At 61.7% G+C, this 22,925-nt stretch carries 24 protein-coding genes, 1 other RNA gene and 1 riboswitch; of the genes, 14 read left to right on the top strand and 11 right to left on the bottom strand.

The genetic code is table 11. The features are described from left to right. Positions 1–171: 171 nt before the first annotated feature. From ACMYR2_RS14620 to ACMYR2_RS14630, 3 genes are all read right to left on the bottom strand, one after another. Positions 172–852: a ParA family protein gene (locus tag ACMYR2_RS14620; RefSeq protein ID WP_347264404.1), complete on the bottom strand. Its 681-nt coding sequence runs from the start codon at positions 850–852 to the stop codon at positions 172–174. Positions 853–1,109: 257 nt separating this feature from the next. After that, positions 1,110–1,421 (bottom strand): hypothetical protein, encoded by a 312-nt coding sequence (locus ACMYR2_RS14625; protein ID WP_416193227.1) that lies wholly within the window; start codon positions 1,419–1,421, stop codon positions 1,110–1,112. Positions 1,422–1,627: 206 nt separating this feature from the next. Continuing rightward, complete coding sequence (locus tag ACMYR2_RS14630) at positions 1,628–1,780, bottom strand: hypothetical protein (RefSeq protein WP_347264405.1); 153 nt, start codon at positions 1,778–1,780, stop codon at positions 1,628–1,630. A gap of 143 nt (positions 1,781–1,923) precedes the next feature. Here ACMYR2_RS14630 and rnpB point away from each other — a divergent pair. Then, an RNA gene (gene rnpB, locus ACMYR2_RS14635) (RNase P RNA component class A) lies at positions 1,924–2,369 on the top strand. Positions 2,370–2,595: 226 nt separating this feature from the next. Here the strand turns inward: rnpB and ACMYR2_RS14640 are convergent. Then, the gene (locus tag ACMYR2_RS14640; protein ID WP_347264722.1) at positions 2,596–3,723 is read right to left on the bottom strand and encodes an extensin family protein; all 1,128 of its coding nucleotides are present in this window, start codon (positions 3,721–3,723) and stop codon (positions 2,596–2,598) included. A 338-nt stretch (positions 3,724–4,061) separates the two neighbouring features. Between ACMYR2_RS14640 and ACMYR2_RS14645 the strand changes: the two genes are divergently transcribed. After that, positions 4,062–5,618 carry a DUF4403 family protein gene (locus ACMYR2_RS14645; protein WP_347264723.1) on the top strand — a complete coding sequence of 519 codons (1,557 nt, stop codon included), beginning with the start codon at positions 4,062–4,064 and terminating at the stop codon, positions 5,616–5,618. Positions 5,619–5,827: 209 nt separating this feature from the next. Here the strand turns inward: ACMYR2_RS14645 and ACMYR2_RS14650 are convergent, their stop codons facing one another. Continuing rightward, the gene (locus ACMYR2_RS14650) at positions 5,828–6,040 is read right to left on the bottom strand and encodes a dodecin family protein (protein WP_011315668.1); all 213 of its coding nucleotides are present in this window, start codon (positions 6,038–6,040) and stop codon (positions 5,828–5,830) included. Between the two features lie 143 nt (positions 6,041–6,183). After that, entirely contained in the window at positions 6,184–6,693 is a 510-nt protein-coding gene (locus ACMYR2_RS14655) for a PRC-barrel domain-containing protein (protein WP_416193228.1), read from the bottom strand. Positions 6,694–6,764: 71 nt separating this feature from the next. On the opposite strand from ACMYR2_RS14655, the gene ACMYR2_RS14660 reads away from it, so the two are divergent. The 10 genes from ACMYR2_RS14660 (at position 6,765) to ACMYR2_RS14705 (ending at position 17,086) form a co-directional block, all read left to right on the top strand. Next, positions 6,765–7,109: a hypothetical protein gene (locus ACMYR2_RS14660; protein WP_416193229.1), complete on the top strand. Its 345-nt coding sequence runs from the start codon at positions 6,765–6,767 to the stop codon at positions 7,107–7,109. 373 nt (positions 7,110–7,482) lie between these two features. Then, entirely contained in the window at positions 7,483–7,914 is a 432-nt protein-coding gene (locus ACMYR2_RS14665; protein WP_347264733.1) for a transglycosylase SLT domain-containing protein, read from the top strand. Positions 7,915–8,090: 176 nt separating this feature from the next. Continuing rightward, positions 8,091–8,227, top strand: a riboswitch (TPP riboswitch). Further along, positions 8,215–9,231 (top strand): FAD-dependent oxidoreductase, encoded by a 1,017-nt coding sequence (locus ACMYR2_RS14670; protein ID WP_347264727.1) that lies wholly within the window; start codon positions 8,215–8,217, stop codon positions 9,229–9,231. Its footprint overlaps the riboswitch before it by 13 nt. Continuing rightward, positions 9,222–9,419, top strand: coding sequence for a sulfur carrier protein ThiS (gene thiS, locus ACMYR2_RS14675; RefSeq protein ID WP_347264728.1), 198 nt, complete (start codon positions 9,222–9,224; stop codon positions 9,417–9,419). Before ACMYR2_RS14670 ends, thiS begins: the two co-directional genes overlap by 10 nt. A gap of 86 nt (positions 9,420–9,505) precedes the next feature. Further along, the gene (locus ACMYR2_RS14680; RefSeq protein ID WP_347264729.1) at positions 9,506–10,288 is read left to right on the top strand and encodes a thiazole synthase; all 783 of its coding nucleotides are present in this window, start codon (positions 9,506–9,508) and stop codon (positions 10,286–10,288) included. Then, on the top strand, positions 10,275–10,901 hold the full coding sequence (locus ACMYR2_RS14685) for a thiamine phosphate synthase (RefSeq protein WP_347264730.1): 627 nt from the start codon (positions 10,275–10,277) through the stop codon (positions 10,899–10,901). Before ACMYR2_RS14680 ends, ACMYR2_RS14685 begins: the two co-directional genes overlap by 14 nt. A gap of 70 nt (positions 10,902–10,971) precedes the next feature. Beyond that, positions 10,972–12,933, top strand: coding sequence for a phosphomethylpyrimidine synthase ThiC (thiC, locus tag ACMYR2_RS14690; protein WP_347264731.1), 1,962 nt, complete (start codon positions 10,972–10,974; stop codon positions 12,931–12,933). A gap of 119 nt (positions 12,934–13,052) precedes the next feature. After that, positions 13,053–14,000, top strand: a complete 948-nt coding sequence (locus tag ACMYR2_RS14695; protein WP_416193230.1) for a YiiG family protein — start codon at positions 13,053–13,055, stop codon at positions 13,998–14,000. Positions 14,001–14,466: 466 nt separating this feature from the next. Next, positions 14,467–14,721: a helix-turn-helix domain-containing protein gene (locus tag ACMYR2_RS14700; protein WP_347265468.1), complete on the top strand. Its 255-nt coding sequence runs from the start codon at positions 14,467–14,469 to the stop codon at positions 14,719–14,721. A gap of 247 nt (positions 14,722–14,968) precedes the next feature. After that, positions 14,969–17,086, top strand: coding sequence for a S9 family peptidase (locus ACMYR2_RS14705; protein WP_416193231.1), 2,118 nt, complete (start codon positions 14,969–14,971; stop codon positions 17,084–17,086). Between the two features lie 193 nt (positions 17,087–17,279). Here the strand turns inward: ACMYR2_RS14705 and bfr are convergent, their stop codons facing one another. Together bfr and ACMYR2_RS14715 are read right to left on the bottom strand one after the other, a co-directional pair. Beyond that, on the bottom strand, positions 17,280–17,762 hold the full coding sequence (gene bfr / locus ACMYR2_RS14710) for a bacterioferritin (protein ID WP_347264208.1): 483 nt from the start codon (positions 17,760–17,762) through the stop codon (positions 17,280–17,282). A gap of 164 nt (positions 17,763–17,926) precedes the next feature. After that, entirely contained in the window at positions 17,927–18,184 is a 258-nt protein-coding gene (locus ACMYR2_RS14715; protein WP_347264229.1) for a (2Fe-2S)-binding protein, read from the bottom strand. A gap of 322 nt (positions 18,185–18,506) precedes the next feature. On the opposite strand from ACMYR2_RS14715, the gene ACMYR2_RS14720 reads away from it, so the two are divergent. Next, positions 18,507–18,827, top strand: a complete 321-nt coding sequence (locus tag ACMYR2_RS14720) for a hypothetical protein (protein WP_347264209.1) — start codon at positions 18,507–18,509, stop codon at positions 18,825–18,827. A 423-nt stretch (positions 18,828–19,250) separates the two neighbouring features. Further along, positions 19,251–19,553, top strand: coding sequence for a hypothetical protein (locus ACMYR2_RS14725; RefSeq protein WP_347264210.1), 303 nt, complete (start codon positions 19,251–19,253; stop codon positions 19,551–19,553). Positions 19,554–19,815: 262 nt separating this feature from the next. Here the strand turns inward: ACMYR2_RS14725 and ACMYR2_RS14730 are convergent, their stop codons facing one another. The 3 genes from ACMYR2_RS14730 to tam all read right to left on the bottom strand — a co-directional run bounded on the left by ACMYR2_RS14730 (position 19,816) and on the right by tam (position 22,750). Next, on the bottom strand, positions 19,816–21,075 hold the full coding sequence (locus tag ACMYR2_RS14730) for a lytic murein transglycosylase (protein WP_347264230.1): 1,260 nt from the start codon (positions 21,073–21,075) through the stop codon (positions 19,816–19,818). A gap of 1 nt (position 21,076) precedes the next feature. Then, positions 21,077–21,667 (bottom strand): TIGR00645 family protein, encoded by a 591-nt coding sequence (locus ACMYR2_RS14735; RefSeq protein ID WP_347264211.1) that lies wholly within the window; start codon positions 21,665–21,667, stop codon positions 21,077–21,079. Between the two features lie 312 nt (positions 21,668–21,979). Then, on the bottom strand, positions 21,980–22,750 hold the full coding sequence (gene tam, locus ACMYR2_RS14740; RefSeq protein WP_347264212.1) for a trans-aconitate 2-methyltransferase: 771 nt from the start codon (positions 22,748–22,750) through the stop codon (positions 21,980–21,982). Positions 22,751–22,925: the final 175 nt, after the last annotated feature.

A 22,925-nucleotide genomic window follows, 5' to 3' on the forward strand; every position in this document is an offset into this window, starting at 1 on the left:
TCTGATGAAATCAGAAGCGAAGATTGAGATGGTTGTTTCGACGCTTTGTCTTCACGCGAACCGGCGTCCGTCCCCGGGCCGAACCCGAGGATGTGCCTGACTCGACAACGCTACAGTGGAAAGACAAACGCGCGAAATCCGGGCGCTTTGTCGTCAAACATCGAGGGACGGTCAGGCGGCGTGCTTGTGCATGGCTCCGCCCGAGGGCGCAGCCCCGCGGATCGCCTTGACGGAGCGTTCGATCGCCGCCCACAGGCGTCCGATCTCCGAAGCCGCGCGGCCCTGGGAATCATACTCGCGCGCGCCTTCGCCATGCGCCAATGCCAACAGCAGGTCGGCGCGATTGGTAATCTGGCCGCTCCAGACCGGAGCACGGAATTTCGCCAGGGCCTCCCGCGCAATGGTAACGATCGGACTCTCGGAGCCGTCGCGCATCGCCGGCGCACCATTGATGACAACCGCATAAGGCCTGCGCGCGGACCGGCAGCTCTGAATGGTGCCCTGAACGGCGTTGACGTCGAACACGCCGGGCCGTGCGGGAATCACAACCATCGTCGCATTCCGGATGGCGTCATCGACGACGGCCGACAGATTCGGAGGCGTGTCTATAAAGACCCACTCGACGCCGTCACGCTTCGCGGTGTTGATGATTTCCGTGACGGAGCGATTGGCTGTCCGGATCGGAGGTTCGTTAGTGCCGCGCAGCTTGTGCCAAAGCGTCAGCGATCCCTGGGGATCGGCATCCACCAGCAGGCAGGGCCTCGAGGCCTTATGAACTTGCGCAGCCAGATGCGCGGCCAGGGTACTCTTGCCTGAACCGCCCTTACGCGATGCGAAAACAATAACGTTCATACCTTGGTCTCCCGATTGACCCAGGAGAATAAAATGAATCAGCATACTGATTCGTTAAAGGCAAAATTTACCGTCAATCGCCGCCCGGCGCCTGCTTTTCGCGCGTTTCGGGCATTTTAACCACATCTGGTCCGATATCCGGCGGAGCGAGAGCGTTTTCGAGCGAAGAATGTCCTCGGGCCTGACCCGAAGATGGAATCCAGTCCGCGTGAAGATAACGCGTCAAAACAACGCCGAAACGAGCAGTTGCGAAAGCCTTACAAGAAGCGTTTCGCGGCTTTTCGCTCCAACCACTTACGCTCGATCCAGCCGAGCATCCGCGCCATCGGTCCTTGCAGGAATGGCAGATCCTGCGCGATCAGGATGAGGCCGAGCGGCAGCATCCACAGCCCGAGAACCGGCAGAAAGCTGAAGATTCCGCCGATGATCAGCAGGAGCGCCAGCGGAATACGGACCAGCCGCGAGGACGGCTTGCGCACCCAGCCTATGAATCTCGCAAATCGTGGCGGCAGTTTACCCTCGAACCAGGCAAGATGCCGATCCAGTTCCGCGCGGTGATCCCTGCTCACTGTTCGCTCCATGACAGAGAGATGTTGACTTGTCACAGCGCAACAAGGCGGCGCGATGTCGCGCAAACGTCTCGCGGCCAGGTCCGGATCATAAAACCCGCTTCTAGAGCGTTTTCAAGCGAAGTCGGCACCGGTTCGCGTGAAGAAAACGCGTCAAAACAATAATCTAGAGCCTCGCTTCTGATTCAATCAGCAGCGAACATGCTCTAGAATCCGAACGTCCAGACGACGCCTACCACGGCCATGGTCAGGAAAGCGCTGAGCGTCCAGCCAAGGGCGTAGTCCTTCTCCTCCGGCACGACCCCGCGCATGTCATCCACCGCGCCGTGAAGGGGACGCCCAAGATGTAAATCGGTCATGACAACCTCCCGTGCGGACATTGCCGCAAGACTCCAATGGCGGAAGGGCAAGAGGAGTTCCCTCAGGCGGCAAACATCTGAATTTTCCCCGCGCGCTGCCGCCTGGCTTGACGGCACGGCACGCAACGGTCATGCCTAGCGTGTCAGTCGGCCGGACGGCCGCTCCCGCTCGGGCCGAAAGGCTTGCGGGAGAGGAAAGTCCGGGCTCCATCGACATACGGTGCCGGATAACGTCCGGCGGGGGCGACCCCAGGGACAGTGCCACAGAGAACGAACCGCCGCGTCCACCTCTCTCCGCTTGCCGGGGGGAAACAGTGTGAGCGGTAAGGGTGAAAAGGTGCGGTAAGAGCGCACCGCGTCTCCGGCAACGGAGACGGCATGGTAAACCCCACCGGGAGCAAAACCGAATAGGGACAGCATAGCGAGGGGTTCGCCTTGGCGATAACACCGCAGGGCCGTGTCGGGCTCGCTGTCCGGGTAGGTTGCTTGAGGCAACGTGCAAACGTTGTCCCAGAGGAATGGCCGTCACGTCCCGCGTGCGCAAGCGCGCGGTGCCCTACAGAACCCGGCTTACAGGCCGGCTGATATCCGCGAAGCGTTTGAACCGAAGTGAACTCGCGGTTCGCTGAGAAACGCGCGATCCGGCGAATGAGGGGTTCGGCGCGCCGGACCCCTCGGAGCGCGCGACCGCTCCCGCCGCTAGATCACGATGGTTTTGGATCGAATCGATCCAAAACCATGAACGTGATCGATTCTAATATTTTGAGAAGCGGGATGCGGGCGGAAAACCGCTACACACTTTTCCTCATCCCGCTCTATTCGTCGTAATCCGCCTCGCTGGCGTAACTGTGCGAACGGCTCTTGCTCCCGCCCAGCGATCCCGTGACGGCGGGATCGCGGCTGGCATACGAGCCGCGGGCTGCGCGCGCCGCCATTTCCTCGCCCGAGACCGGAGCGGGCTTGCAGACCGTGCGGCGACTCGCACGGCGCATCAGATCGACGTGGATATGATTGTAGTGGTAAATGTTGGATCCGGGCGCCAGCACCGTGGTGAAGCGCTGACAGGCCGACGCCGCCACTTCCCGAAGAAAACCCTGTTCCTCCGGCAGGCCCTTCCAGCCGCGCTGCACCGAAACGTAGCGGCCATCCGCCAAGGTGAACCCCGCGATATCAAGCGCATTGCCGAAGGCGTGCTCGGAAATGCGCGCGCGGGGGTTGCCGTTCATGCCGCGGCAGGAATAGGCCGAGATCTGCTTGATCTCGGCTACGCGCGCGCCGAACCAGCGCATCGACGCCGGCTGCACCGCATCCGCCAGCCAGCGATCGAGCGCCGAGACGATCGGGCAGGCAAGCGTCGCCGACGGCTTCACCGTGACAGGACCAACCGCGCTGGTAATAACCCCGCGCGCGGGTCCGAGACGCAGCGATGGATCCTGTGAAGGCGTCGCTGGATAAGCGGAGGGTTGTTCATAGCGATCGCCCCTTGCCTCCGCCGGCAATGCGATCTGGTCATCAGCCGGAGGATACGTCCCCGGCGCGGCCAGCGAGACCGGATCGCCCGATCCCCCACCCGAGACGGGCTGACGAGCGGAGTTTTCCGGATATAACGGCGGCCGATAGGCCGGCTGCGCGATCGGCCAGCGCGGCTCGCGGCCGACGGACGCGGGCGGCCTGAGATTCTCGTCGGCAAAGCCGTACGCCGAACCTTCACCGAGCGCCGAGACCTTCAAGGGAAACTCCGCGCCGCAAATGCCGGGACCGTTGATCCGACGGATGCGGACGAGATCGGAACTTTCCCTGACCGCGCCGGATTTCAAGCATGCGGCCTCAGCCTCGGTCCGCCAGGGTTCGCGCTCCGCAGTCTGAAAAAGGCCGCGCCCGCAACCGGCTAACGATACGAGGACGAGGGAGCCGACAAGATACAGGGCAACTCTGCGCGTCATCCGCGCAAGTTCGGCGAATTTACTTAAATCTTCTTCAACATCTTGTTTTCATTCATTTTTAACCACGCCGCCGCGCCGTGCGACAGGGTCAAAGCCGCGGCCTTCGGAACGGAATTGCAGATGCCGCATTAAGAGCCAGAGGCATGGGAGGTCGTCGCATGACTTTCACAGGCCGCATGAGCGTCATGATCGCCTATATCGCGCTCGCTTTCGTGGGCGCGATCGTGCTGGGCGTTTTCTAGAGCATGATCCAGACCGAGGGGCCGCGACCGCACACGCTGGAATCCGGTATCCGCTGCCTGTAGCTTCATCCGCGGGGCAATTGAGTCGGAGAGCCAATGCGGTCTGGGTTCAACGTCAAGGCCATCCTGCTCGGCATCGGGATTCTTGCCGTCTCGTTTTTTGTCAGCCTCAAGGCCATGGACTGGCTGTCGCCGCACCGAATCGACAAGCCCGCGCTTGCGGCATTGCCGCCGCTGCCGCCGGTTAACCGCAGTTCAAGCATCGTCGTGCCGGTCAGGATACCGCTGGCGCTCATCCGCGACGCCGCCGAGCGCGCGGCTCCGCATCATTTCGCCGGCAAGGCCGACAACCCGGCGGCGCAGATTCTCCAGAACGCGGACATCGGGTGGACCGCATCCCGCGGCGCGATCAGCGCCACGGGCGCCAATAACGCGCTGTCGCTGTCGACGCCGTTGACCGGCGCCGTGAAGGTGACCGGATCGCTGTCGGCCAACGCCCAGGATGCGGTCGGCAACGCGCTCGCGGGTGTCCTCGGCGGCGACATCGCCAAGCACGTCGGCCGCGTGAACATCAAGAACCTGAACGCCAATGCCGAGATCAAGGGCAACGTCGTGATGACGGCGCAACCGACGCTGGCCGGGAACTGGCGCATCGACCCCGGCATCACCGCGCAGGTCAATCTTGGCGACACCAACCTCTCGGTCGCGGGCGCACGCCTGAATGTCCCCTCACAGGTCAAGCCCGTCATCGACAAGGCGGTCAACGAACAGATCGCAGTTCTACAGCAACGCATTCGCAACGATCCCGCGCTGGAGCAGAACGCACGGCAGCAGTGGACGCAAATGTGCCGCTCGATCCCGCTGCAGGGTCCGGCTGGGATGCCGAAACTCCATCTCGAACTGAAGCCGGTTCGCGCCATCGCAGCTCAACCGCGCATCGACGCCAGAAACGTCACGCTGACAATCGGTGTCGAGGCCGAAACGCGGATCACGACCGCGGCGACCAAGCCGGACTGTCCGTTTCCCGCAACGCTTGTTCTCCAACCTGCAACGACGGGCAAACTGAACATCGGCGTTCCCATCGACATGACCTTCACCGACATCAACAAGATCATCGGAGCGCAGCTCGCCGGCAAGACGTTCCCCGAAGATGGCAGCGGCGCGGCTGACGTCACCGTCAAACAGGTAAGCGTCGCGGCTGCCGGCGAGCAGCTTCTGATCTCGCTTCTGGTTCATGCGAAGGAGAAGAAGAGCTGGTTCGGTTTCGGCGGCGAGGCCACGATCCACATCTGGGGTCGGCCGGTTCTCGATCAGGCCCGGCAGATCCTGCGCCTGAAGGACATCAGGCTTGCGGTCGAATCCGAAGCCGCGTTCGGCCTGCTCGGCGCCGCCGCGCAAACGGCATTACCCTACCTTGAACGTGCCTTGGCTGAGCGAGCCGTCGTCGACCTCAAGCCGTTCGCATCGGATGCGCGTGAGAAGATCGCCGCGGTGATCGCGGACTTTCAGAAAAGCGAGGACAGAGCCAAGGTCACGGCGGAGATCAGCCGCCTGAACCTTGCAAGCATCGCCTTTGATTCAACGACCCTGCGCGTGATCGCCGAAGCGGCAGGCAGCGTGAATGTCGAACTCAAGACATTGCCGGCGCTGTAACGCCAGAGCGGGATGAAGAAAAGTGTGTAGCGTTTTTCCGCCCGCATCCCGCTCTGAATAAACGTGATCCAAAGTCTGTTTCAACTTCGTTGAATCCGATTCCACTGCATTGAACCAGGACTCGCCGCTTATCCTTTTGTTTGAGCACGACCTTATCCGAACAGCTTTCCACTTTGCGCAGGCCCGGCCTTTCGGGTGGGGATCTTGCCCTAACCCTCGAACTTGAATGAGACCTTGAGCTTGGCGCGATAGGTCTCCACCTTGCCCTCCTCATCCAATTGCATGTCGAGTTTGACGATCTCGGCGACACGAAGGTCCCGAAGAGACTCTCCCGCTCGCTCGACAGCACCCTTGGCCGCCTTCTCCCACGAATCCTTGCTGGTGCCGATCAGTTCGATGACCTTGTAGACACTCTCGGCCATGTCTTCCTCCATTTGATGACGGGATCAGGTGGCCGCGGACCTTTCATGCCAGCGCCAAGCCCACGGCCACAGGCGAACCGAACTCACACGCAACACGCCCGGCGAAACCGGGCGTGTTGTCATTCTGCCGTCTATCCGGCGGTTCAGGTCGAGTACTTGAATTCAGGCATCGACTCGAGCTGCTGCTTGGTCGCGCTGAAGACCGCGTGATCCGGAAACCATGGATTGCTGCTCGTCGTGGTCTTAGCCGGCGCGGATGTCGATGAACCCGTGGTGGTTCCCGTGCCTGTGCCACTTTTCGAAGCCGATTGCGCAGGCGTGTCGACAAACTTCAGCTTGTCGAAGGGCACCGCGACCAGGCGCTCGCCGACGCCCAGGAATCCGCCCACGCCGATCACCGCAGCTTTGATCATACCATTCTTGTCCAGAAGGAGATCGCTGATCGATCCGAGCTTGTCGTTGGCATCATTATAAACGTTAAGGCCGACCATCTTGGATGACCGCCAGGAGCCATGATATCCGGACTCTGACGATGTCGTGGCGGCCGGAGCAGTCATGTTGTTGTTCATCGTGGTGCTTGGTGTCTGGGCGATCGCCGCCGTCGCCAGCAGCGCAGAGCCAATCAACGCGGCCGTCATATGCTTCAAGATCATCAGTATGTCTCCTTCCGTTTAAATGGAGTAGCGAGAACCCATGACGCGCAGAGTGGTTCCTTCCGAACATCATGGATAAATTCGGCGGCAACGCCGTTCCGCGGAATTTGTTCAGCCGTTCGGAATCAGGAAAACGTTCAGGCTGCGGTCGCGCGCGAGTCACGGTTCGTCTGTTTGAAAAACGCGATCGCTTCGAACTGGTAACCACAGCGAACGCATCGCCACAGATACGATGTCCGACATGGTTCTTTCTCAAACCAGACCGGCGCGGCGATCAGGCGTCCGCACTGCGCGCAAGGGTTATGATGGGGGAGATCATCAGATCCGGCAGCAAACATGACGCTTCTCCCATCTGCTTTTGGTCGCTGCAAATTGCTAGCGAGCGCAACTCATCAAAAATCCACCTTGTTCCTTAGCCACCCTCGCCCTCACGACAAGTTGAGGGCGCAGTACGCGCGTTCTCTTTCGTGGACAAAAAGCGGCAGCGCTCGTTGTATCAGTTCCTTTTCTCATCGTGCTTTCGGCAACTCCCTTTCCGCTTCAGACGGAATCGGGATGCAGGACACTATGACCTTGATCGGGCGTGCTTCTTCACGCCAACCGGCCCGTTCCCCCAAGTTTAGCTGGAGGATATGCGTCGCTTGAAACGCCATGGACTTGTCCGGGAACCGCCAATTTTCGTTGGCTTTGCCATAGGAAAGGCACGATTGAGCGATAGGAAAGGCGGATCATGCAGGGGTGCTCGTGACAAGTTTCCGCAAATTCGGTCCGCTTCTTGTTCTTGTTGCGATGGCATGGCCGCAGCCATCGAACGCGCAACGCGCGGAATACGCAGCGATGGTGTCGACGCACGCGCAAGCCAACGGCGTTCCTGTCGACCTGGTTCACCGCGTCATCATGCGTGAAAGCCGCTACAATCCGAGCGTGGTTCATCGCGGAAACTACGGCATGATGCAGATCAAGCTCGCGACCGCTCGGGGCCTCGGCTACACCGGCACCGCTGAAGGCCTGCTCGATCCTGAAACCAATCTCACCTATGCGGTGAAATATCTCGCCGGCGCCTACCAGCTGGCGAACGGCAATCACGATCGCGCGGTCGCCTATTACGCAAGCGGTTACTACTACGCGGCGAAGCGGCAAAAGCTCCAGCGCGCCAGGCACGAGACCATGAGCGCCGACGCAAGACTTCCCGGCGCGCCACTGTCGATCGCGCCGCGCTGAACCGCAGCTCGACAATATTGATCCGGCAAGCCGGATGTGAACGACCGCTTCACCGCTGCCATCAACCCGCCGTCATCCATCGCGGCGCGCCGGGCGCGCGCCGCATCGCGGAACCGCCTCATATCGACGATTACGCCTGCCGCACGTTGACACCCTCACCTTTCGGTTTAGATTAAGGATGTTCCGAGGGGTGCTCCGTCAGGGAGCTGAGATACCGCAAGCTCGCAGTCCGAGGACGGATTGCAAGGACCGCGGTGACCCTTTGAACCTGATCCGGGTCATGCCGGCGAAGGGACAGGGATGCTTCAGAGGACGTGGGAGAAGCGGGGGACGCCCCCGGTCGCTGTCATCGGCGCCGGCATTGCCGGCGCGTGGCAGGCGTTGCTGTTCGCGAAAGCCGGACATGCGGTCACGCTTCACGAACGCGGCGATGACGCGATGACGCACGCCACCAGCCACTGGGCCGGCGGCATGCTCGCGCCATGGTGCGAATCCGAGGTGTCCGAACCTCTCGTCACGCGTCTCGGACTTCGCTCGCTGGCGCTGTGGCGCGAACACGTTCCCGATACGCCTTTCAACGGATCTCTCGTGGTGGCGCATCCGCGCGATCGCAGCGATTTTGAACGTTTCGCGCGCATGACATCCGGACATCGGCGGCTTGAGCGCGACGAGGTGAGCACGCTCGAACCATCGCTTGATGGACGATTTCGTGAAGCGCTGCTCTTTCCGGACGAGGGTCATGTCGAGCCGCGCCGCGTGCTGCCCGAACTGCACGCGCGCATCCGCGCCTCCGGCGGCCGGATCGAGTTCGGCAGCGCGCCGGAGGCCGCCGACACCCAGGGGCTGGCGATCGATTGCCGCGGTCTTGCCGCGCGCGACACGCTTGCCGACCTGCGGGGCGTCAAGGGCGAGGAGATCATCATCGAAACCGACGAGATCGTGCTGTCTCGTCCGATCCGGATCCTGCATCCGCGATGGCCGCTCTACATCATTCCGCGCGAGCACAATCGCTTCATGATCGGCGCGACCTCGATCGAACGCGAGGACGACGGCGTCAGCGTGCGTTCGGCGCTGGAACTGCTGAGCGCGGCTTACGCGGTGCATCCGGCGTTCGGCGAGGCGCGGATCGTGGAGATCGGCGCCGGCCTGCGGCCCGCCTTTCCCGATAACCTGCCGCGTATCGCGATCGACAAGGATCATATCGCGGTCAACGGGCTTTACCGCCACGGCTTCCTGCTGGCGCCCGCGCTCGCGGAACTGACGCTCGGCTATGTGGCGCGCGGGGAGATCGACAACGAGGTGATGCAATGCAAGTGACCGTCAACGGCGAACGGCGGGAGATTGCGGCGCGGACCGTGGACGCGCTGCTGAGCGAACTCGACTACGAAAACACGCACGTCGCGATCGCCGTGAATTTCGACGTGCTGCCGAAGAACCGCTGGGCGGAGACGACGCTCAAGGGCGGCGACGAGATCGAGATCATCACGCCGCGGCAGGGAGGATAGAGCATGATCCCGACCCGAAGGACCGCGCCAGCGCAAAGTGGGAACCGGTTTTCGGATCAGATCATGCTCAAACAAAGAGACGCATGATGGTTTCGTTCTATAATCGCGAATTTTCCTCCCGGCTGCTGATCGGCACGGCGCTGTACCCGTCGCCGAAAATCATGCAGGACGCGATCCGCGCCGCGGGCAGCCAGATCGTCACGGTATCGCTGCGACGGGAGACCGCGGGCGGCAAGACCGGCGACGCGTTCTGGTCGCTGATCCGCGAACTGGATGTCACGGTGCTGCCGAACACCGCCGGCTGCAAAACCGTGCGCGAAGCCGTCACCACGGCGAAGCTCGCGCGCGAACTGTTCGGCACGTCCTGGATCAAGCTCGAAGTCATCGCCGACAACGACACGCTGCAACCTGACGTGGTCGGACTCGTCGAAGCCGCCGCCATTCTCATCAAGGACGGCTTTGACGTATTCCCCTATTGCACCGAAGACCTCGGCGTCGCGATGCGGCTTGTCGAAGCGGGCTGCAAGGTGGTGATGCCATGGGCCGCGCCGATCGGCAGCGCCAAAGGCATCACCAACCGCGACGCCTTGAAGCTGCTGCGCGAACGCCTGCCCGATATCACGCTCGTCGTCGATGCCGGACTCGGCGCGCCGAGCCATGCCGCACAGGCCTGCGAACTCGGTTATGACGCCGTGCTGCTCAACACGGCCGTGGCCAAAGCCGCCGATCCCGTTGTCATGGCGGGCGCCTTCAGGCTGGCGGTGGAAGCCGGCCATAGCGCTTATCAAGCGGGCCTGATGGAGGCCCGCGACTTCGCCTCGCCATCAACCCCGGTCGTAGGGACACCGTTCTGGCATGCCGTATCCTGATCGCAACGCGTATCCTGATCGATTCTATCCTGTCGTCGACACGCTGGACTGGGTACGCCGCCTGACCGGACTCGGCGTCGGCACGGTGCAGTTGCGCGCCAAGGATCTCAACGACGGCGAAGCTTTGCAACTGGTGAGCGACGCGCTGGAGATCGTCAAGGACACGCCGGTTCGGCTCGTGGTCAACGACTATTGGCGCGCCGCCATCGTCGCCGGAGCGAAGCACCTTCATCTCGGCCAGGAGGATCTGGCGGGGGCCGATCTCCACGAGATCCGCAAGGCCGGGCTGACGCTCGGCCTCTCCACGCATGACGACGCAGAGCTCGAAACCGCGCTCGCAGCCGAACCGAACTATATCGCGCTCGGGCCGATCTTTCCGACCACGCTGAAGTCGATGCGGTTTGCGCCGCAAGGTATTCCGAAGATCACCGAATGGAAGCAGCGCGCCGGCAACATTCCGCTGGTCGCGATCGGTGGCATCAAGCTGGAGCAGGCGCCGGAGATTTTCGCCGCCGGCGCGGACTCGATCGCCGTGGTCAGCGACATCACGCAAAACCCCGATCCCGATGCGCGGGTCAAAGCCTGGCTCGACCAGGTGATCGAGGCCGCATGAGACGCCGTCTGCTGTCTTATCGGCCATGCGCATTGAACCGCAACGTCTCGCCTCGAACCGGAGAAACGCCATGAACATTCGCTCCAATCCGGACACCACGCGCCCCGCCGTCACCACCGGCGCCCTGCCCTCGTCCCGCAAGATTTTCTCCATGCCCGAAGCCGCGCCGGACCTGCGGGTACCGCTGCGCGAGATCATTCTGTCCGAGGGCGCGGGCGAGCCGAACCTGCCGGTCTACGACACCTCCGGTCCGTACACCGATCCGAACGTCATCATCGATGTCAACGCCGGCCTGCCGCGCACGCGTCTCGCCTGGGTGAAGGAACGCGGCGGCGTCAAGGAATATGACGGCCGCGAGATCAAGCCGGAGGACAACGGCAATGTCGGCGCCACCCATGCCGCGGCGGCGTTCAAGGCGCATCACAAGCCGCTGCGGGGCATCGGCGATGCGCCGATCACCCAGTTGGAGTTCGCCCGCGCCGGCATCATCACCAAGGAGATGATCTATGTGGCCGAGCGCGAGAACCTCGGGCGCAAGAAGCAACTCGAACGCGCGGAAGCCGCGCTGGCCGACGGCGAATCCTTCGGCGCATCCGTGCCCGCCTTCATCACGCCGGAATTCGTGCGCGAAGAGATCGCGCGCGGCCGCGCCATCATTCCCTCCAACATCAACCACGCCGAACTGGAGCCGATGATCATCGGCCGCAATTTTCTGGTGAAGATCAACGCCAACATCGGCAACTCGGCCGTGACGTCCTCTGTTGAAGAAGAAGTGGACAAGATGGTGTGGGCGATCCGCTGGGGCGCCGACACGGTGATGGACCTCTCGACCGGCCGCAACATTCATACCACGCGCGAATGGATCCTGCGTAATTCGCCCGTCCCCATCGGCACGGTGCCGATCTATCAGGCGCTGGAGAAATGCGACGGCGATCCTGTTAAGCTAACGTGGGAGCTTTATCGCGACACGCTGGTTGAGCAGTGCGAACAGGGCGTGGATTATTTCACCATCCATGCCGGCGTGCGCCTGCCCTACATCCACCTCACTGCCGACCGCGTCACCGGCATCGTCTCGCGCGGCGGCTCGATCATGGCGAAGTGGTGCCTCGCCCACCACAAGGAGAGCTTCCTCTATACGCACTTCGAGGAAATCTGCGACCTCATGCGCAAGTATGACGTGTCGTTCTCGCTCGGTGACGGCCTGCGCCCCGGCTCGATCGCGGATGCCAACGACCGCGCGCAGTTCGCCGAACTGGAAACGCTCGGTGAACTCACGCAGATCGCATGGAAGAAGGGCTGCCAGGTGATGATCGAAGGCCCCGGCCACGTGCCGATGCACAAGATCAAGATCAACATGGACAAGCAGCTAAAAGAATGCGGCGAAGCGCCGTTCTATACGCTCGGGCCGCTGACCACCGACATCGCGCCGGGCTATGACCACATCACCTCGGGCATCGGCGCCGCGATGATCGGCTGGTTCGGCTGCGCCATGCTGTGTTACGTCACGCCGAAGGAGCACCTGGGGCTGCCGAACCGTGACGACGTGAAGGTCGGCGTGATTACCTACAAGATAGCGGCGCACGCCGCCGACCTCGCCAAGGGTCATCCGGCGGCGCAACTGCGCGATGACGCATTGAGCCGCGCGCGCTTCGACTTCCGCTGGCAGGACCAGTTCAACCTCGGTCTTGATCCCGATACGGCGGTGGCCTTTCACGACGAGACGCTGCCGAAGGACGCGCACAAGGTCGCGCATTTCTGTTCGATGTGCGGCCCGAAGTTTTGCTCGATGAAGATCACGCAGGACGTGCGCGACTATGCGGCGACGCTTGGCGACAACGAGAAGGCGGCGCTTTATCCGGAGACCGCGCAGAACTCCCCTCCCCCCTTTGGCGGGGAGGGGTCGGGAGTGGGAGGCCTTTCACCCGATGACGCAGAGCGCGGCATGGCGCAGATGAGCGCGAAGTTCAAGGAGATGGGCTCAAGCGTGTATCTCGACGCGGAGAAGGTGAAGGAGAGTAATCGGGTGTTGTGAATATGCAGGGCGGATCAGGCGAAGCTGTAACCTGCCCCATCGCAAGGCCACGCAATGAACCTCCTCGCACTTCGTGCGACAAATGCTGGGATTTGTCAGCATCGCGAGGAAAGAAAGCCATGACGCCGTTTCGGGCGATTGCCCTGTTGTCCGCTACCGCCTTCGGTCTTTCCCTCGCGCCCGCCGCCGCACAAGACAAGACGCCGCCCTCCTCGTCTCCTTCTCCGCTCGTCGGAAAGCTGAACGCCTATGTCGGCTGCATCAACCGCCTGTCGGAGCGCTCGTATGAGTCGCGCAACCGTTACGCCTCATGGGCCAAGAAGACCGGACCGACCGGCAAGGAGCGCATCATCTACGGCACCTACACCATCTATGACACCACCGACTGCAAGAAGAACGTCGAGATGGCCAACGCGTCGGAGCCGCATGACGCCGAGCTTGAATCTGCCGCTTCCGCCTATGCCGAAGCCGTCGGCAAGCTCGAACCGCTTCTGAAGGAGGCCGACGAGTATTATCAACAGGAGAACTACAAGGACGACAAGATGGCCAAGGGCAAGGAGATGCACCCGCGTCTCGTTGCAGCGTGGGACGCGTTCGCGAGCGCCGACAAGAAGCTGCGCGCCGGCGTCGAGGCCATCAAGGACAAACAGGCGGAGGAACAGCTCGCCGCGATCGAGGTGAAGGAAGGCCGCAAAACGCACTATTACGTCGAGGCGCTGATGATCCACGCCAAGCGCCTGCTGCGCGCGGAAGACACCAGCAAGCCCGACATCACGGCGATCACGAAGGCGCTGACCGAGTATGAGACCACGGTGAAGGCGGCCGAGGAGGCATCGGGCAAGGACGGCGACACGAAGCTCGGCTCGTCCTTCCTGAGCAGCGCCAAGTCATACCTGACCTCGGCGAAGCAACTGATGCGCCGCGTCCGCGACAAGGTGCCCTACAGCCAGGGCGACCGCATGATGCTCGGCGGCGGCGGCGGCTGGATGGTCGAGGGTTCGCCGCAGCGGCTGCTCCGCGACTACAACCAGCTGATCGAGAGCTATAACCGCGGCGCGCGCATCTGAGCGAATTGTCTCGAACGCGGATTGGAGCGTTTTCAAGCGAAGCATGTCCTCGGGCTCGACCCGAGGATGGACACCGGTTCGCGTGAGGAAAACGCTCCAAATCAAAATAGGAGAGCCCGCTTCTGATTCCATCAGAAGCGGAAAGGCTCTAGCCGCTGACGGGCTGCGACTCCCCGCCGAAACCGGCAGCCGCCGGTCGTCGAAACGATTCGGCCCTGCGACGCCCGATACACTTCTTGATTGTATAGGTCGGGAATGCAGCTCTCGCTAACGTCAATCCTATATTTAACATTCAACTGTTACGTGCAATTCCAGCGAGAAATCGGCTATTTCCACGGCTTTACGCGAGGAATTCCGGCGGTTCGGAATTGTTAATGATCTGGTAACCATATCACTACAGCCTTGTCTGAGGGATGGGGGTCTCAATCCGTGGCTTGGATGGGAAGCCGCGCTTAGGGAGGGACCGATGAACCACGAGCTCCAGATCACAGATCAGGGTTCGATGAAGGATCAGGTCGCGCTCGCGCCTGACGAAGTGATTCCGTTGCTGGTCGGCTCCACGGTCGACGAAGTCGAACGGGAGCTGGTGCTGCAGACGCTGGCGCGTTGCGACGGCAACCGCACCCGCGCGGCGCGCGTGCTGGGCGTATCGGTCCGCACGCTGCGCAACAAGATCCGGCAATACACGACCATGGGACTCGACGTGCCCGATCACGGCTGACGGCGGCGTGACTCCTGCGGAGCATGACATTCTTGCGGGACATGAGCATCTGATTGCGCGCATCAGATCGGGCCTCCTGCACGCCCGGCTTGCCGAGGCGCGCGTGCGCGAAGCTCTAGATTGTTGTTCTGGCGCGTTTTCTTCACGCGAACCGGTTTCCACTTCGCTCGAAAACGCTCTATGAACGAAACATCACGTTCCGTTCTCGCGCACGCTCAGCCTGCGCTTCGATCAGGCCCTTGTTTTCATGACATCACGACCGACACCACCGAAAGCCGACCGCCGACCGCACACATATACGCAGCACGGCATCACTCTGACGGACGACTACGCCTGGCTGAAAGATGCGAACTGGCAGCAGGTGCTTCGCGAACCGTCATTACTTGCACCGGATATCCGCGCCCACCTTGAGGCGGAGAACGCCTATTCGAATGCCGTGCTGGCGCGGACCGAACCGCTGCAAAAGCAGCTGGTCGCGGAAATGCGCGGCCGCATCAAGGAGGACGATTCAACCGTTCCCTCCCCCGACGGGCCCTTTGCCTACTTCACGAAATACCGGGAGGGCGGCCAGCACCGGATGATCGGCCGGCAGCCGCGCGACGGCGGCGACGCCCGCTTTCTCATCGACGGCGATGCGCTTGCTGAAAACAAAAAGTTCTTTCAGCTTGGCGAGGCCGATCATTCTCCGGATCATCGCCTGGAAGCATGGAGCTGCGACGATCGCGGCTCGGAATACTTCACGGTCCGCATCCGCGACTGGGAGAGCGGCGCCGATCTTCCCGACGTCATCGAGGAGACCGACGGCGGCGTGGTTTGGAGCGCGGACTCGCAGGGATTCTACTACGTCAAGCTCGACGACAACCATCGTCCGATGCAGGTCTATCACCACCGGCTGGGCACGACCCAGGCCGATGACACGCTGGTTTATGAAGAACAGGACATCGGCTGGTTCACGCATATTCATGAGAGCGCCAGCGGCCGCTTCTGCGTGATCGCCGGCGGCGATCACGAAACGTCCGAACAGCGGCTGATCGATCTGGCTTCGCCCCTCGCCACACCGCGCCTGATCGCGCCACGCGAGGACGGCGTGCAGTATTCGGTCGCCGATCGCGGCGATGAACTGTTCATCCTGACAAATGCCGACGGCGCGATCGACTTCAAGATCATGACAGCGCCGCTGTCAGAGCCCGGCCGCACGAACTGGCGCGATCTGATCCCGTACCGGCCCGGCACCTATGTGATCGACTTTGAGCTTTATTCCGGTCACATGGCGCGGCTCGAACGAACCAATGCGCTGCCGTCGATCGTCATCCGCGATCTGGCCACCGGAGATGAGCACGCAATCGCCTTCGACGAGGCCGCCTATTCGCTCGACACCCATGGCGGCTACGAGTTCGACACCACGACCTTGCGCTTCAGCTATTCGTCGATGACGACGCCGTCCGAGATGTTCGAATATGACATGGCGAGCCGGTCGCGCACGCTGCGCAAGCGCCAGGAGATTCCCTCAGGGCATGATCCCGCGAACTATGTCACCACCCGCATCATGGCGAAGGCGGACGATGGCGCCGAGGTGCCGGTCTCGATCCTGCATCGCAAGGACTTCGCGCGGGATGGCCGCGCGCCGCTGCTGCTTTACGGCTACGGCTCCTACGGTCACGCCATGCCAGCCTCGTTCTCGACCAACCGCCTGTCGCTGGTCGATCGCGGTTTCGCCTATGCCATCGCGCATATCCGCGGCGGCGCGGACAAGGGCTGGGGCTGGTATCTCGACGGCAAGCGCGAGAAGAAAACCAACAGCTTCGACGATTTCGCAGCCTGTGCCCGTGCGCTGATCGCGGCGAACTATACGTCGGCCAAGAGGATCGTCGGCCATGGCGGCAGCGCCGGGGGCATGTTGATGGGCGCGGTGGCCAACCGCGCGGGCGAGTTGTTCGCCGGTATCGTCGCGGAAGTGCCGTTCGTCGACGTGCTCAACACCATGCTCGACGACACGCTGCCGCTGACCCCGCCGGAATGGCCGGAATGGGGCAACCCGATCGAGAGCGAGGCGGATTTCCGCACCATCCTGTCCTACTCACCCTACGAGAATGTCGCGGCGAAGGACTATCCGGCGATCCTCGCCATGGGCGGACTGACCGATCCGCGCGTTACCTACTGGGAGCCGGCGAAATGGATCGCGCGGCTGCGCGCCACCATGACGTCAGGCGGCCCCGTCCTGCTGCGGACCAATATGGGCGCGGGGCACGGCGGCGCATCGGGCCGTTTCAACCGGCTCGACGAGGTCGCACTCGCCTATGCCTTCGCTCTGTGGGTCGTCGAATATGACATGGCGTTTTCGAGCGAAGCCGGTCCTCGGGCTTGACCCGAGGATGGATGCCAGCTCGCGTGGAGAAAACGCGTCAGATCGGAAAGACAGAACCTCGCTTCTGATTCCATCAGAAGCGAAAATGCTCTAGAGCGGCGGCCGGTCAAATGGAACCAGCGCCGCCGCTCCAGTTAATTGATTGAGCATCGGATTTATCCCGAAACCGGTTCCCACTTTCGGGTCCGATGCTCTAGTCGTGATCCATTTCGCCGATGTGCTTCTGCGAGTAAAGCTCGACGCCGATCTTCTTGATGAGATCAATCTGGGTCTCGAGGAAGTCGATATGGCTTTCCTCGTCCTTCATCAAACTCTCGAAGATATCGCGGGTCACGTAGTCCTTCACCGCGTGGCAGTGGGTCGCCGCCTCCTCGTAAAGCGCGCGCGCCGAATATTCCGCCTTAAGATCGCAATCCATCACCTCAGAGACGTTCTGGCCGATATGCAAGGGATCAAGCACCTGCATGTTCGGAAACCCGTCGAGGAAGATGATCCGGTCGGTCAACTTGTCGGCATGCTCCATTTCCTCGATCGATTCAGCGCGCCATTTCTTGGCGAGATCCTTGAGGCCCCAGTTATCGAGCAGCCTGTAATGCAACCAGTACTGGTTGATTGCCGTGAGTTCGTGGCGGAGCGCCTTGTTCAGGTAATCAATAACCTTCGGGTCGCCCTTCATGGAACAGCTCCTGTTTTGTGTTTTTAATGCTGACAGACAGGCCGTCGAGCCTGCCAAATCCAATTTAGAATTATTCTAAATCAGATTTGGCGGCGCGACAACCCCCAAGAAGGGCGGAACAGCGATCTACATGGAGAATAATGAGGGGAGAAACGCAAGAATCGTCAAACGATGATTTCGGCCTGACCGGTATTTACTTTCGAATGCGCCACGGAGTGAGGACAACCGTCACAGCATCGTCTGGCACAGGCTCCCAGCGCTTCCTTAATGATGGTTTTGATGGTCCGGGCGCATCGCCCGCATTCCGCGCTGCACCCCAGACATCCGTAAACCTGCTTGGGTGAGCGCCGGAGGTCGTCTGTTGAGATCACCGCGGAGCGGACATCGTGATCGGTCAACACGTTACAGGAACAAACGATCATGAAAACGAAACCCATTACGAAACCTGGACACGGCAGAATATTCTTAAACCGGACCATGAAAGGCAAAGGGAAAACGTGCTGTTTCAAGCTATTCCAAACTGCCGAAAAAGCGGCGTATCGGCCGGAGTGCGGCGGCCACGTCGCGCAGATCCGTAACATTTATGTAATCATTTGATATTCATCGTGAATCCACCACGTCTGGTTCCGGATCCGTGACGGAAATGGGCGCTCCCGTTCATTGAACGTTCAAACGTGAAGTGAGAGTTTTTCAACCGGCACGACACTATGTTGTGGTCGACGGACGCAGGAGGAACATCAAGCCATGAGAAGAACGGTGATGGCGCTGGCGACGGTTGGCGCGCTGGTCACGGCGGTGGCCGCACCTCAGGCAGCCGAAGCGCGCAACGGCCGGGTTGCAGCGGGAGTTGTGGGTGGACTGGTTGGCGGCGCGATTCTCGGCGGAATGCTGGCCGGACCGGGATATTACGGCCCCGGCTATGGGTATTACGGCGGGGGATACGGACCCGGCTACGGCGGCTATTACGGTCCCGGCTACGTCGCAGCCCCCGGCTGCTACTGGCAGCGACAGCGCTTCTGGGACGGCTTCGGCTGGCGGCTCCGGAATGTCCGGGTGTGCGGCTGATGAGACCCTGGCCTGGCCGGGAGTTGAATCAATCCCGCCCCGGAAGGTCGCACCAGCGCGGAGCGGGAACCGGCTTCCCGAACAGATCATGCCGTATGCAACCGGATCAGCCATCCCGCCAGCGTGTTCCTGGGAGCATCAAGCGCCATGGCGTGAAAATGCCGCTTTTTCGAGCGACCGACCTTCGAGCGTCTACGTCGGCCTATAGCGTTTTCGAGCAAAGCATGTCCTCGGGCTTGACCCGAGGATGGATACCGGTTCGCGTGAAGAAAACGCGTCAAAACAATAATCCAGAGCCTCGCTTCTGATTCCGTCAGAAGCGAGGCTCCAGGCAGGCAAGGCAGCAGGCCGGCCAGAACGATGGGCGAGTAGCCTTGAATCCGGCGCCGATCGCGGCGCTATCCTTCAGGAGAGATTCCGGAAATGAAGAAAGCAGTTTTTGCCCTCCTCACGGCTGCAACGTTCGCGGCTGGTTCAGTAGCGATGGCTCCGCAGGCCGAGGCTCGCGGAGGAGGAGCGGTGGCGGCAGGCCTTCTCGGCGGTCTGGCGGCCGGCGCCATCATCGGCGGCGCGATCGCCAGCACCCCTCCGGCCTACGCCGTACCGGCTCCGGTCTACGCCGCGCCTCCCCCGGCCTATATGGACGGGCCGCCGTGCCACATGGCGCGAGAGAGATTCTGGGACGGATATGGCTGGCGTTTCCGCCGCGTTGAGGTCTGCGACTGACCCGATCGTTTCAGAAACAAAAAAGATAAGCGACGAGTCTGATTCAACACAGTTGAACCAGACTCTAGAGCGGCGGCTGGTCAAATGGAATCAGCGCCGCCGCTCTAGTTAGTTGATTGAGCATCGGATTTATCCCGAAACCGGTTCCCACTTTCGGGTCCGATGCTCTAAGAAACCCGGCCGCGCGGCCGGGTTTTCGTTGAAGCGTTTTCGAGCAAAACACGTCCTTGGGGCTTGCTCCCGAAAGACCCGCGCAACGATTTCAGCGCGCCGCATTCATCGCGCGCAGCACCCCGTCGCTGGGCCAGCAATCCACCTTGAGGCCGGCCGACTTCTGGTAGGCGCCGAGCGCCGCTCGCGTGAGCATCCCGGCCTTGCCGTCGATCTTGTCCTTGTACAAGCCGAGCCGCGTCAAATGGCGCTGCATCGCCTCGACATCTCGGCTGCGCAGTTGCGTCGATGCCGACCATGGCGTCGCGAAAGGCAGCGGACTGGTCATGCGGTCAGCGAGATGGCCGACGAACAAAACATAGAGATCGGAAAAATTGTACTCCTTGATGACGAAGTAGTTCTTCGTTGTCAGGAACGACGGGCCATGGATGCCCTCCGGTTGCAGCAGAGACGCCGGCTGTTCCCGCTCGGCCGCGCTGAGCTTCTGTCCGCGTACCGGCAGAAATCCTGCACGCAGCCATTCCCCGATCGGCCTCCTCACCTCGGGCACGCCTTCCGTGCAATCGGCATGCGCGGGCGGGCGCACCTCGTAAGCCCAGCGCAGTCCAGGCTGCCAGCCTTTGTTGACGAGCTGCTGCGCGGCCGACGCCAGCGCATCAGGCACCGAAGACCAGATATCGACGCGGCCGTCGCCATCGAAGTCGACGCCATGCTTGGCAAGTTCGGAAGGCAGGAACTGGGTCAACCCGACGGCCCCGCCCCACGACGCGCGGAAATTCTTGCGCGAGACAACGCCGCGTTGCAGCAACAGCAGCCCTTCGATGAACTCCTGACGATACTGGTCCTTGCGGCGGCCGACATAAGCCTGCGTCGCCAGCACGCGTACCGCATCGTAAGGCAGCGCATAGCGACCGTAATCGGTTTCCCGGCCCCAGATCGCAAGGATGATCGTGGCTGGTACGCCCAGGCGCTTTTCGATCGCTTTCAATGTCGTTTCGTGCTTTCGCATCAGCCGCTGCCCTTCGGACGCCAGCCGCGCGATAGTGCTCTCCTTGAGATAATCAGCCGGCACCTGAACGAATTCCGCCTGCGACGGAGCACCGGTCGCGGGCCGGCCGGGCAGGATGAGGTCTGGCAGCCGGTAGTCCGGCTCGAGTTCGGACGTGACGGAGTCGAATGTCGCGCGCGAAACACCCGCCTGCTGCGCCTCAGGCCAGACCGAGGCAATGAAACGCGCAAAGCCCTCGTCCGCCGCGCGCGCCGGCGACACGGCGACCCCGACGATGAGGGCCAGAAGAGCGAAGATCGCAAGCCGCGACCGGCGCAGGATGTTCGCGACGGTCGCCGCCATGCTAGTGCCCTGTCTCACCGTTCGATCCGCTCGCTTCACTCGCGATACGATCCGCCAACGCAATGCCGATCGCCGAGAAAATGAAGACGACGTGGATGATGGTCTGCCACATGACACCGGTTTGCGTATAATTCATGGCGCGCTCGGTCCCAAGGTTCCCGGCCTCGATGAAGGTCCGCAAGAGATGGATCGACGAGATGCCGATGATCGCCATCGCGAGCTTGATCTTGAGAACGCTGGCGTTGACATGGCCCAGCCACTCAGGCTCGTCGGGATGGCCCTTGAGATTGAGCCGCGACACGAAGGTCTCGTAGCCGCCGACAATGACCATCACCAGAAGATTCGAGATCATCACCACGTCGATGAGGCCAAGCACCACCAGCATGATCTGCTGTTCGGAAAAATCGAAGGAGTGCCCGATGAGATGCCATAGCTCCTTCAGGAACAGGACCACATAGACGCCCTGAGCGACGATCAGGCCGATATAAAGCGGAAGCTGAAGCCAGCGCGAGGAAAAGATCAGCATCGGCAGCGGGCGCAGCGTGGTGGCGGCAACCTTCGAGGACGGCGGAGTTTCAGGGATCGGGGACATCGGGGTTCTCATCGTGACGGGAGAGCGTTCTATTCGATTCCCGGTGACGGAATCGAGACGTCCGGCCGCGACAAAATGCAACGCGAGGCAAGGCGGCATGGCTCCCATCCAAGCATTTTCGATTCTGTTTGAATTAGAAGCAAAGCTCCGGAGTCTGTTTCAACTGCGTTAAATCAGACTCCAGCCGCAATTTTTTGATTGAGCATGATCTTTTCCGAAAGCCGGTTTCCACTTTGCGCTGGCGCGGCCCTTCGGGTCGGGATCATGCTCTGCAAGCCAAATTTCGTGCCCGCCTGAATCGCCTCGCGCTGATTATCTGATTGCGACGACGAAAAAGCGCGGAAAACGCAGCAGCACCTTGCCATCCGCCTGGGGCTGATAAGCGGCCGCGACGCGCGCGGTATACTCGCGCAAAAATTCTTTCCTTTCCATCGGCTCCAGAAGATCGACGAAAGGCCGCAATCCCGTGCCCTTGACCCACTCGACGATCGCCGTGGTGTCCTCAAGGATATGATTATAAACCGTATGCCAGATCTCGATGCGCTCGCACAACGGCCGCAATGCGTCGTAATAGGCGCCGGGCCGCGCCAGCAGGTCTTTCGCCTGCGCGGCGTCCGCAAGTCTTTCCTGCCACGGTCCCGAATGCGCCACCTCGCGCATCATCACATGGCTTGGCTCATCGAGATTGTCCGGCATCTGCATCGCCAGCACGCCGCCTGACGGCAGTCCGCCAAGCAGACGCTGCAACTGCCGCAGATGATCCGGGACCCACTGGAAGATCGCATTGGCGAACAGAAGGTCGGCATCCGCCGGCGGGACCCAGTGCGCGACGTTGGCTTCGATGAACGTGTATCCCGGCAGCCGTTCGCGCGCCCGCCGCAGCATATCCGCGGATGTATCGATCCCGATGACCTCCGCCTGCGGCCAGCGTGCGACCAGGAGTTCGGTGGAGTTGCCGGGACCACAACCGATATCGACGACCTTGCGCGGCGCGCTCAGCGGGATCTGCGCCAACAGATCGCGCGACGGCCTGGTCCGCTCGTCCTCGAACTTCAGATATTGCTCGGCGCTCCAATCGTCCATCGCGTCCCGGTCCTCCTTTCGACATCAACCAACTGCGGCGAGCCTACGATCCTTCACCGCTTCACGGAAGCGGCGATCGATCTCATCATGTGACCTGACGCGTTTCCGTGCACGAACCAGCCTCCATCCCCGCGTCAAGCCCGAGGATATGCTTCGTTTGAAAACGCTATCGCCG

The organism is Nitrobacter sp. TKz-YC01 (genome assembly GCF_047824785.1).
In the GTDB taxonomy this organism is placed as follows: domain Bacteria; phylum Pseudomonadota; class Alphaproteobacteria; order Rhizobiales; family Xanthobacteraceae; genus Nitrobacter.

Excerpts from the sequence above, each read along its gene's own strand:
- ACMYR2_RS14620 (WP_347264404.1), bottom strand. The coding sequence starts at position 852 with ATGAACGTTATTGTTTTCGCATCGCGTAAGGGCGGTTCAGGCAAGAGT.
- ACMYR2_RS14630 (WP_347264405.1), bottom strand. The coding sequence starts at position 1,780 with ATGACCGATTTACATCTTGGGCGTCCCCTTCACGGCGCGGTGGATGAC.
- ACMYR2_RS14640 (WP_347264722.1), bottom strand. The coding sequence starts at position 3,723 with ATGACGCGCAGAGTTGCCCTGTATCTTGTCGGCTCCCTCGTCCTCGTA.
- ACMYR2_RS14645 (WP_347264723.1), top strand. The coding sequence starts at position 4,062 with ATGCGGTCTGGGTTCAACGTCAAGGCCATCCTGCTCGGCATCGGGATT.
- ACMYR2_RS14650 (WP_011315668.1), bottom strand. The coding sequence starts at position 6,040 with ATGGCCGAGAGTGTCTACAAGGTCATCGAACTGATCGGCACCAGCAAG.
- ACMYR2_RS14655 (WP_416193228.1), bottom strand. The coding sequence starts at position 6,693 with ATGATCTTGAAGCATATGACGGCCGCGTTGATTGGCTCTGCGCTGCTG.
- ACMYR2_RS14660 (WP_416193229.1), top strand. The coding sequence starts at position 6,765 with ATGGATAAATTCGGCGGCAACGCCGTTCCGCGGAATTTGTTCAGCCGT.
- ACMYR2_RS14665 (WP_347264733.1), top strand. The coding sequence starts at position 7,483 with ATGGCATGGCCGCAGCCATCGAACGCGCAACGCGCGGAATACGCAGCG.
- ACMYR2_RS14670 (WP_347264727.1), top strand. The coding sequence starts at position 8,215 with ATGCTTCAGAGGACGTGGGAGAAGCGGGGGACGCCCCCGGTCGCTGTC.
- thiS (WP_347264728.1), top strand. The coding sequence starts at position 9,222 with ATGCAAGTGACCGTCAACGGCGAACGGCGGGAGATTGCGGCGCGGACC.
- ACMYR2_RS14680 (WP_347264729.1), top strand. The coding sequence starts at position 9,506 with ATGGTTTCGTTCTATAATCGCGAATTTTCCTCCCGGCTGCTGATCGGC.
- ACMYR2_RS14685 (WP_347264730.1), top strand. The coding sequence starts at position 10,275 with ATGCCGTATCCTGATCGCAACGCGTATCCTGATCGATTCTATCCTGTC.
- thiC (WP_347264731.1), top strand. The coding sequence starts at position 10,972 with ATGAACATTCGCTCCAATCCGGACACCACGCGCCCCGCCGTCACCACC.
- ACMYR2_RS14695 (WP_416193230.1), top strand. The coding sequence starts at position 13,053 with ATGACGCCGTTTCGGGCGATTGCCCTGTTGTCCGCTACCGCCTTCGGT.
- ACMYR2_RS14700 (WP_347265468.1), top strand. The coding sequence starts at position 14,467 with ATGAACCACGAGCTCCAGATCACAGATCAGGGTTCGATGAAGGATCAG.
- ACMYR2_RS14705 (WP_416193231.1), top strand. The coding sequence starts at position 14,969 with ATGACATCACGACCGACACCACCGAAAGCCGACCGCCGACCGCACACA.
- bfr (WP_347264208.1), bottom strand. The coding sequence starts at position 17,762 with ATGAAGGGCGACCCGAAGGTTATTGATTACCTGAACAAGGCGCTCCGC.
- ACMYR2_RS14715 (WP_347264229.1), bottom strand. The coding sequence starts at position 18,184 with ATGATCGTTTGTTCCTGTAACGTGTTGACCGATCACGATGTCCGCTCC.
- ACMYR2_RS14720 (WP_347264209.1), top strand. The coding sequence starts at position 18,507 with ATGAGAAGAACGGTGATGGCGCTGGCGACGGTTGGCGCGCTGGTCACG.
- ACMYR2_RS14725 (WP_347264210.1), top strand. The coding sequence starts at position 19,251 with ATGAAGAAAGCAGTTTTTGCCCTCCTCACGGCTGCAACGTTCGCGGCT.
- ACMYR2_RS14730 (WP_347264230.1), bottom strand. The coding sequence starts at position 21,075 with ATGGCGGCGACCGTCGCGAACATCCTGCGCCGGTCGCGGCTTGCGATC.
- ACMYR2_RS14735 (WP_347264211.1), bottom strand. The coding sequence starts at position 21,667 with ATGTCCCCGATCCCTGAAACTCCGCCGTCCTCGAAGGTTGCCGCCACC.
- tam (WP_347264212.1), bottom strand. The coding sequence starts at position 22,750 with ATGGACGATTGGAGCGCCGAGCAATATCTGAAGTTCGAGGACGAGCGG.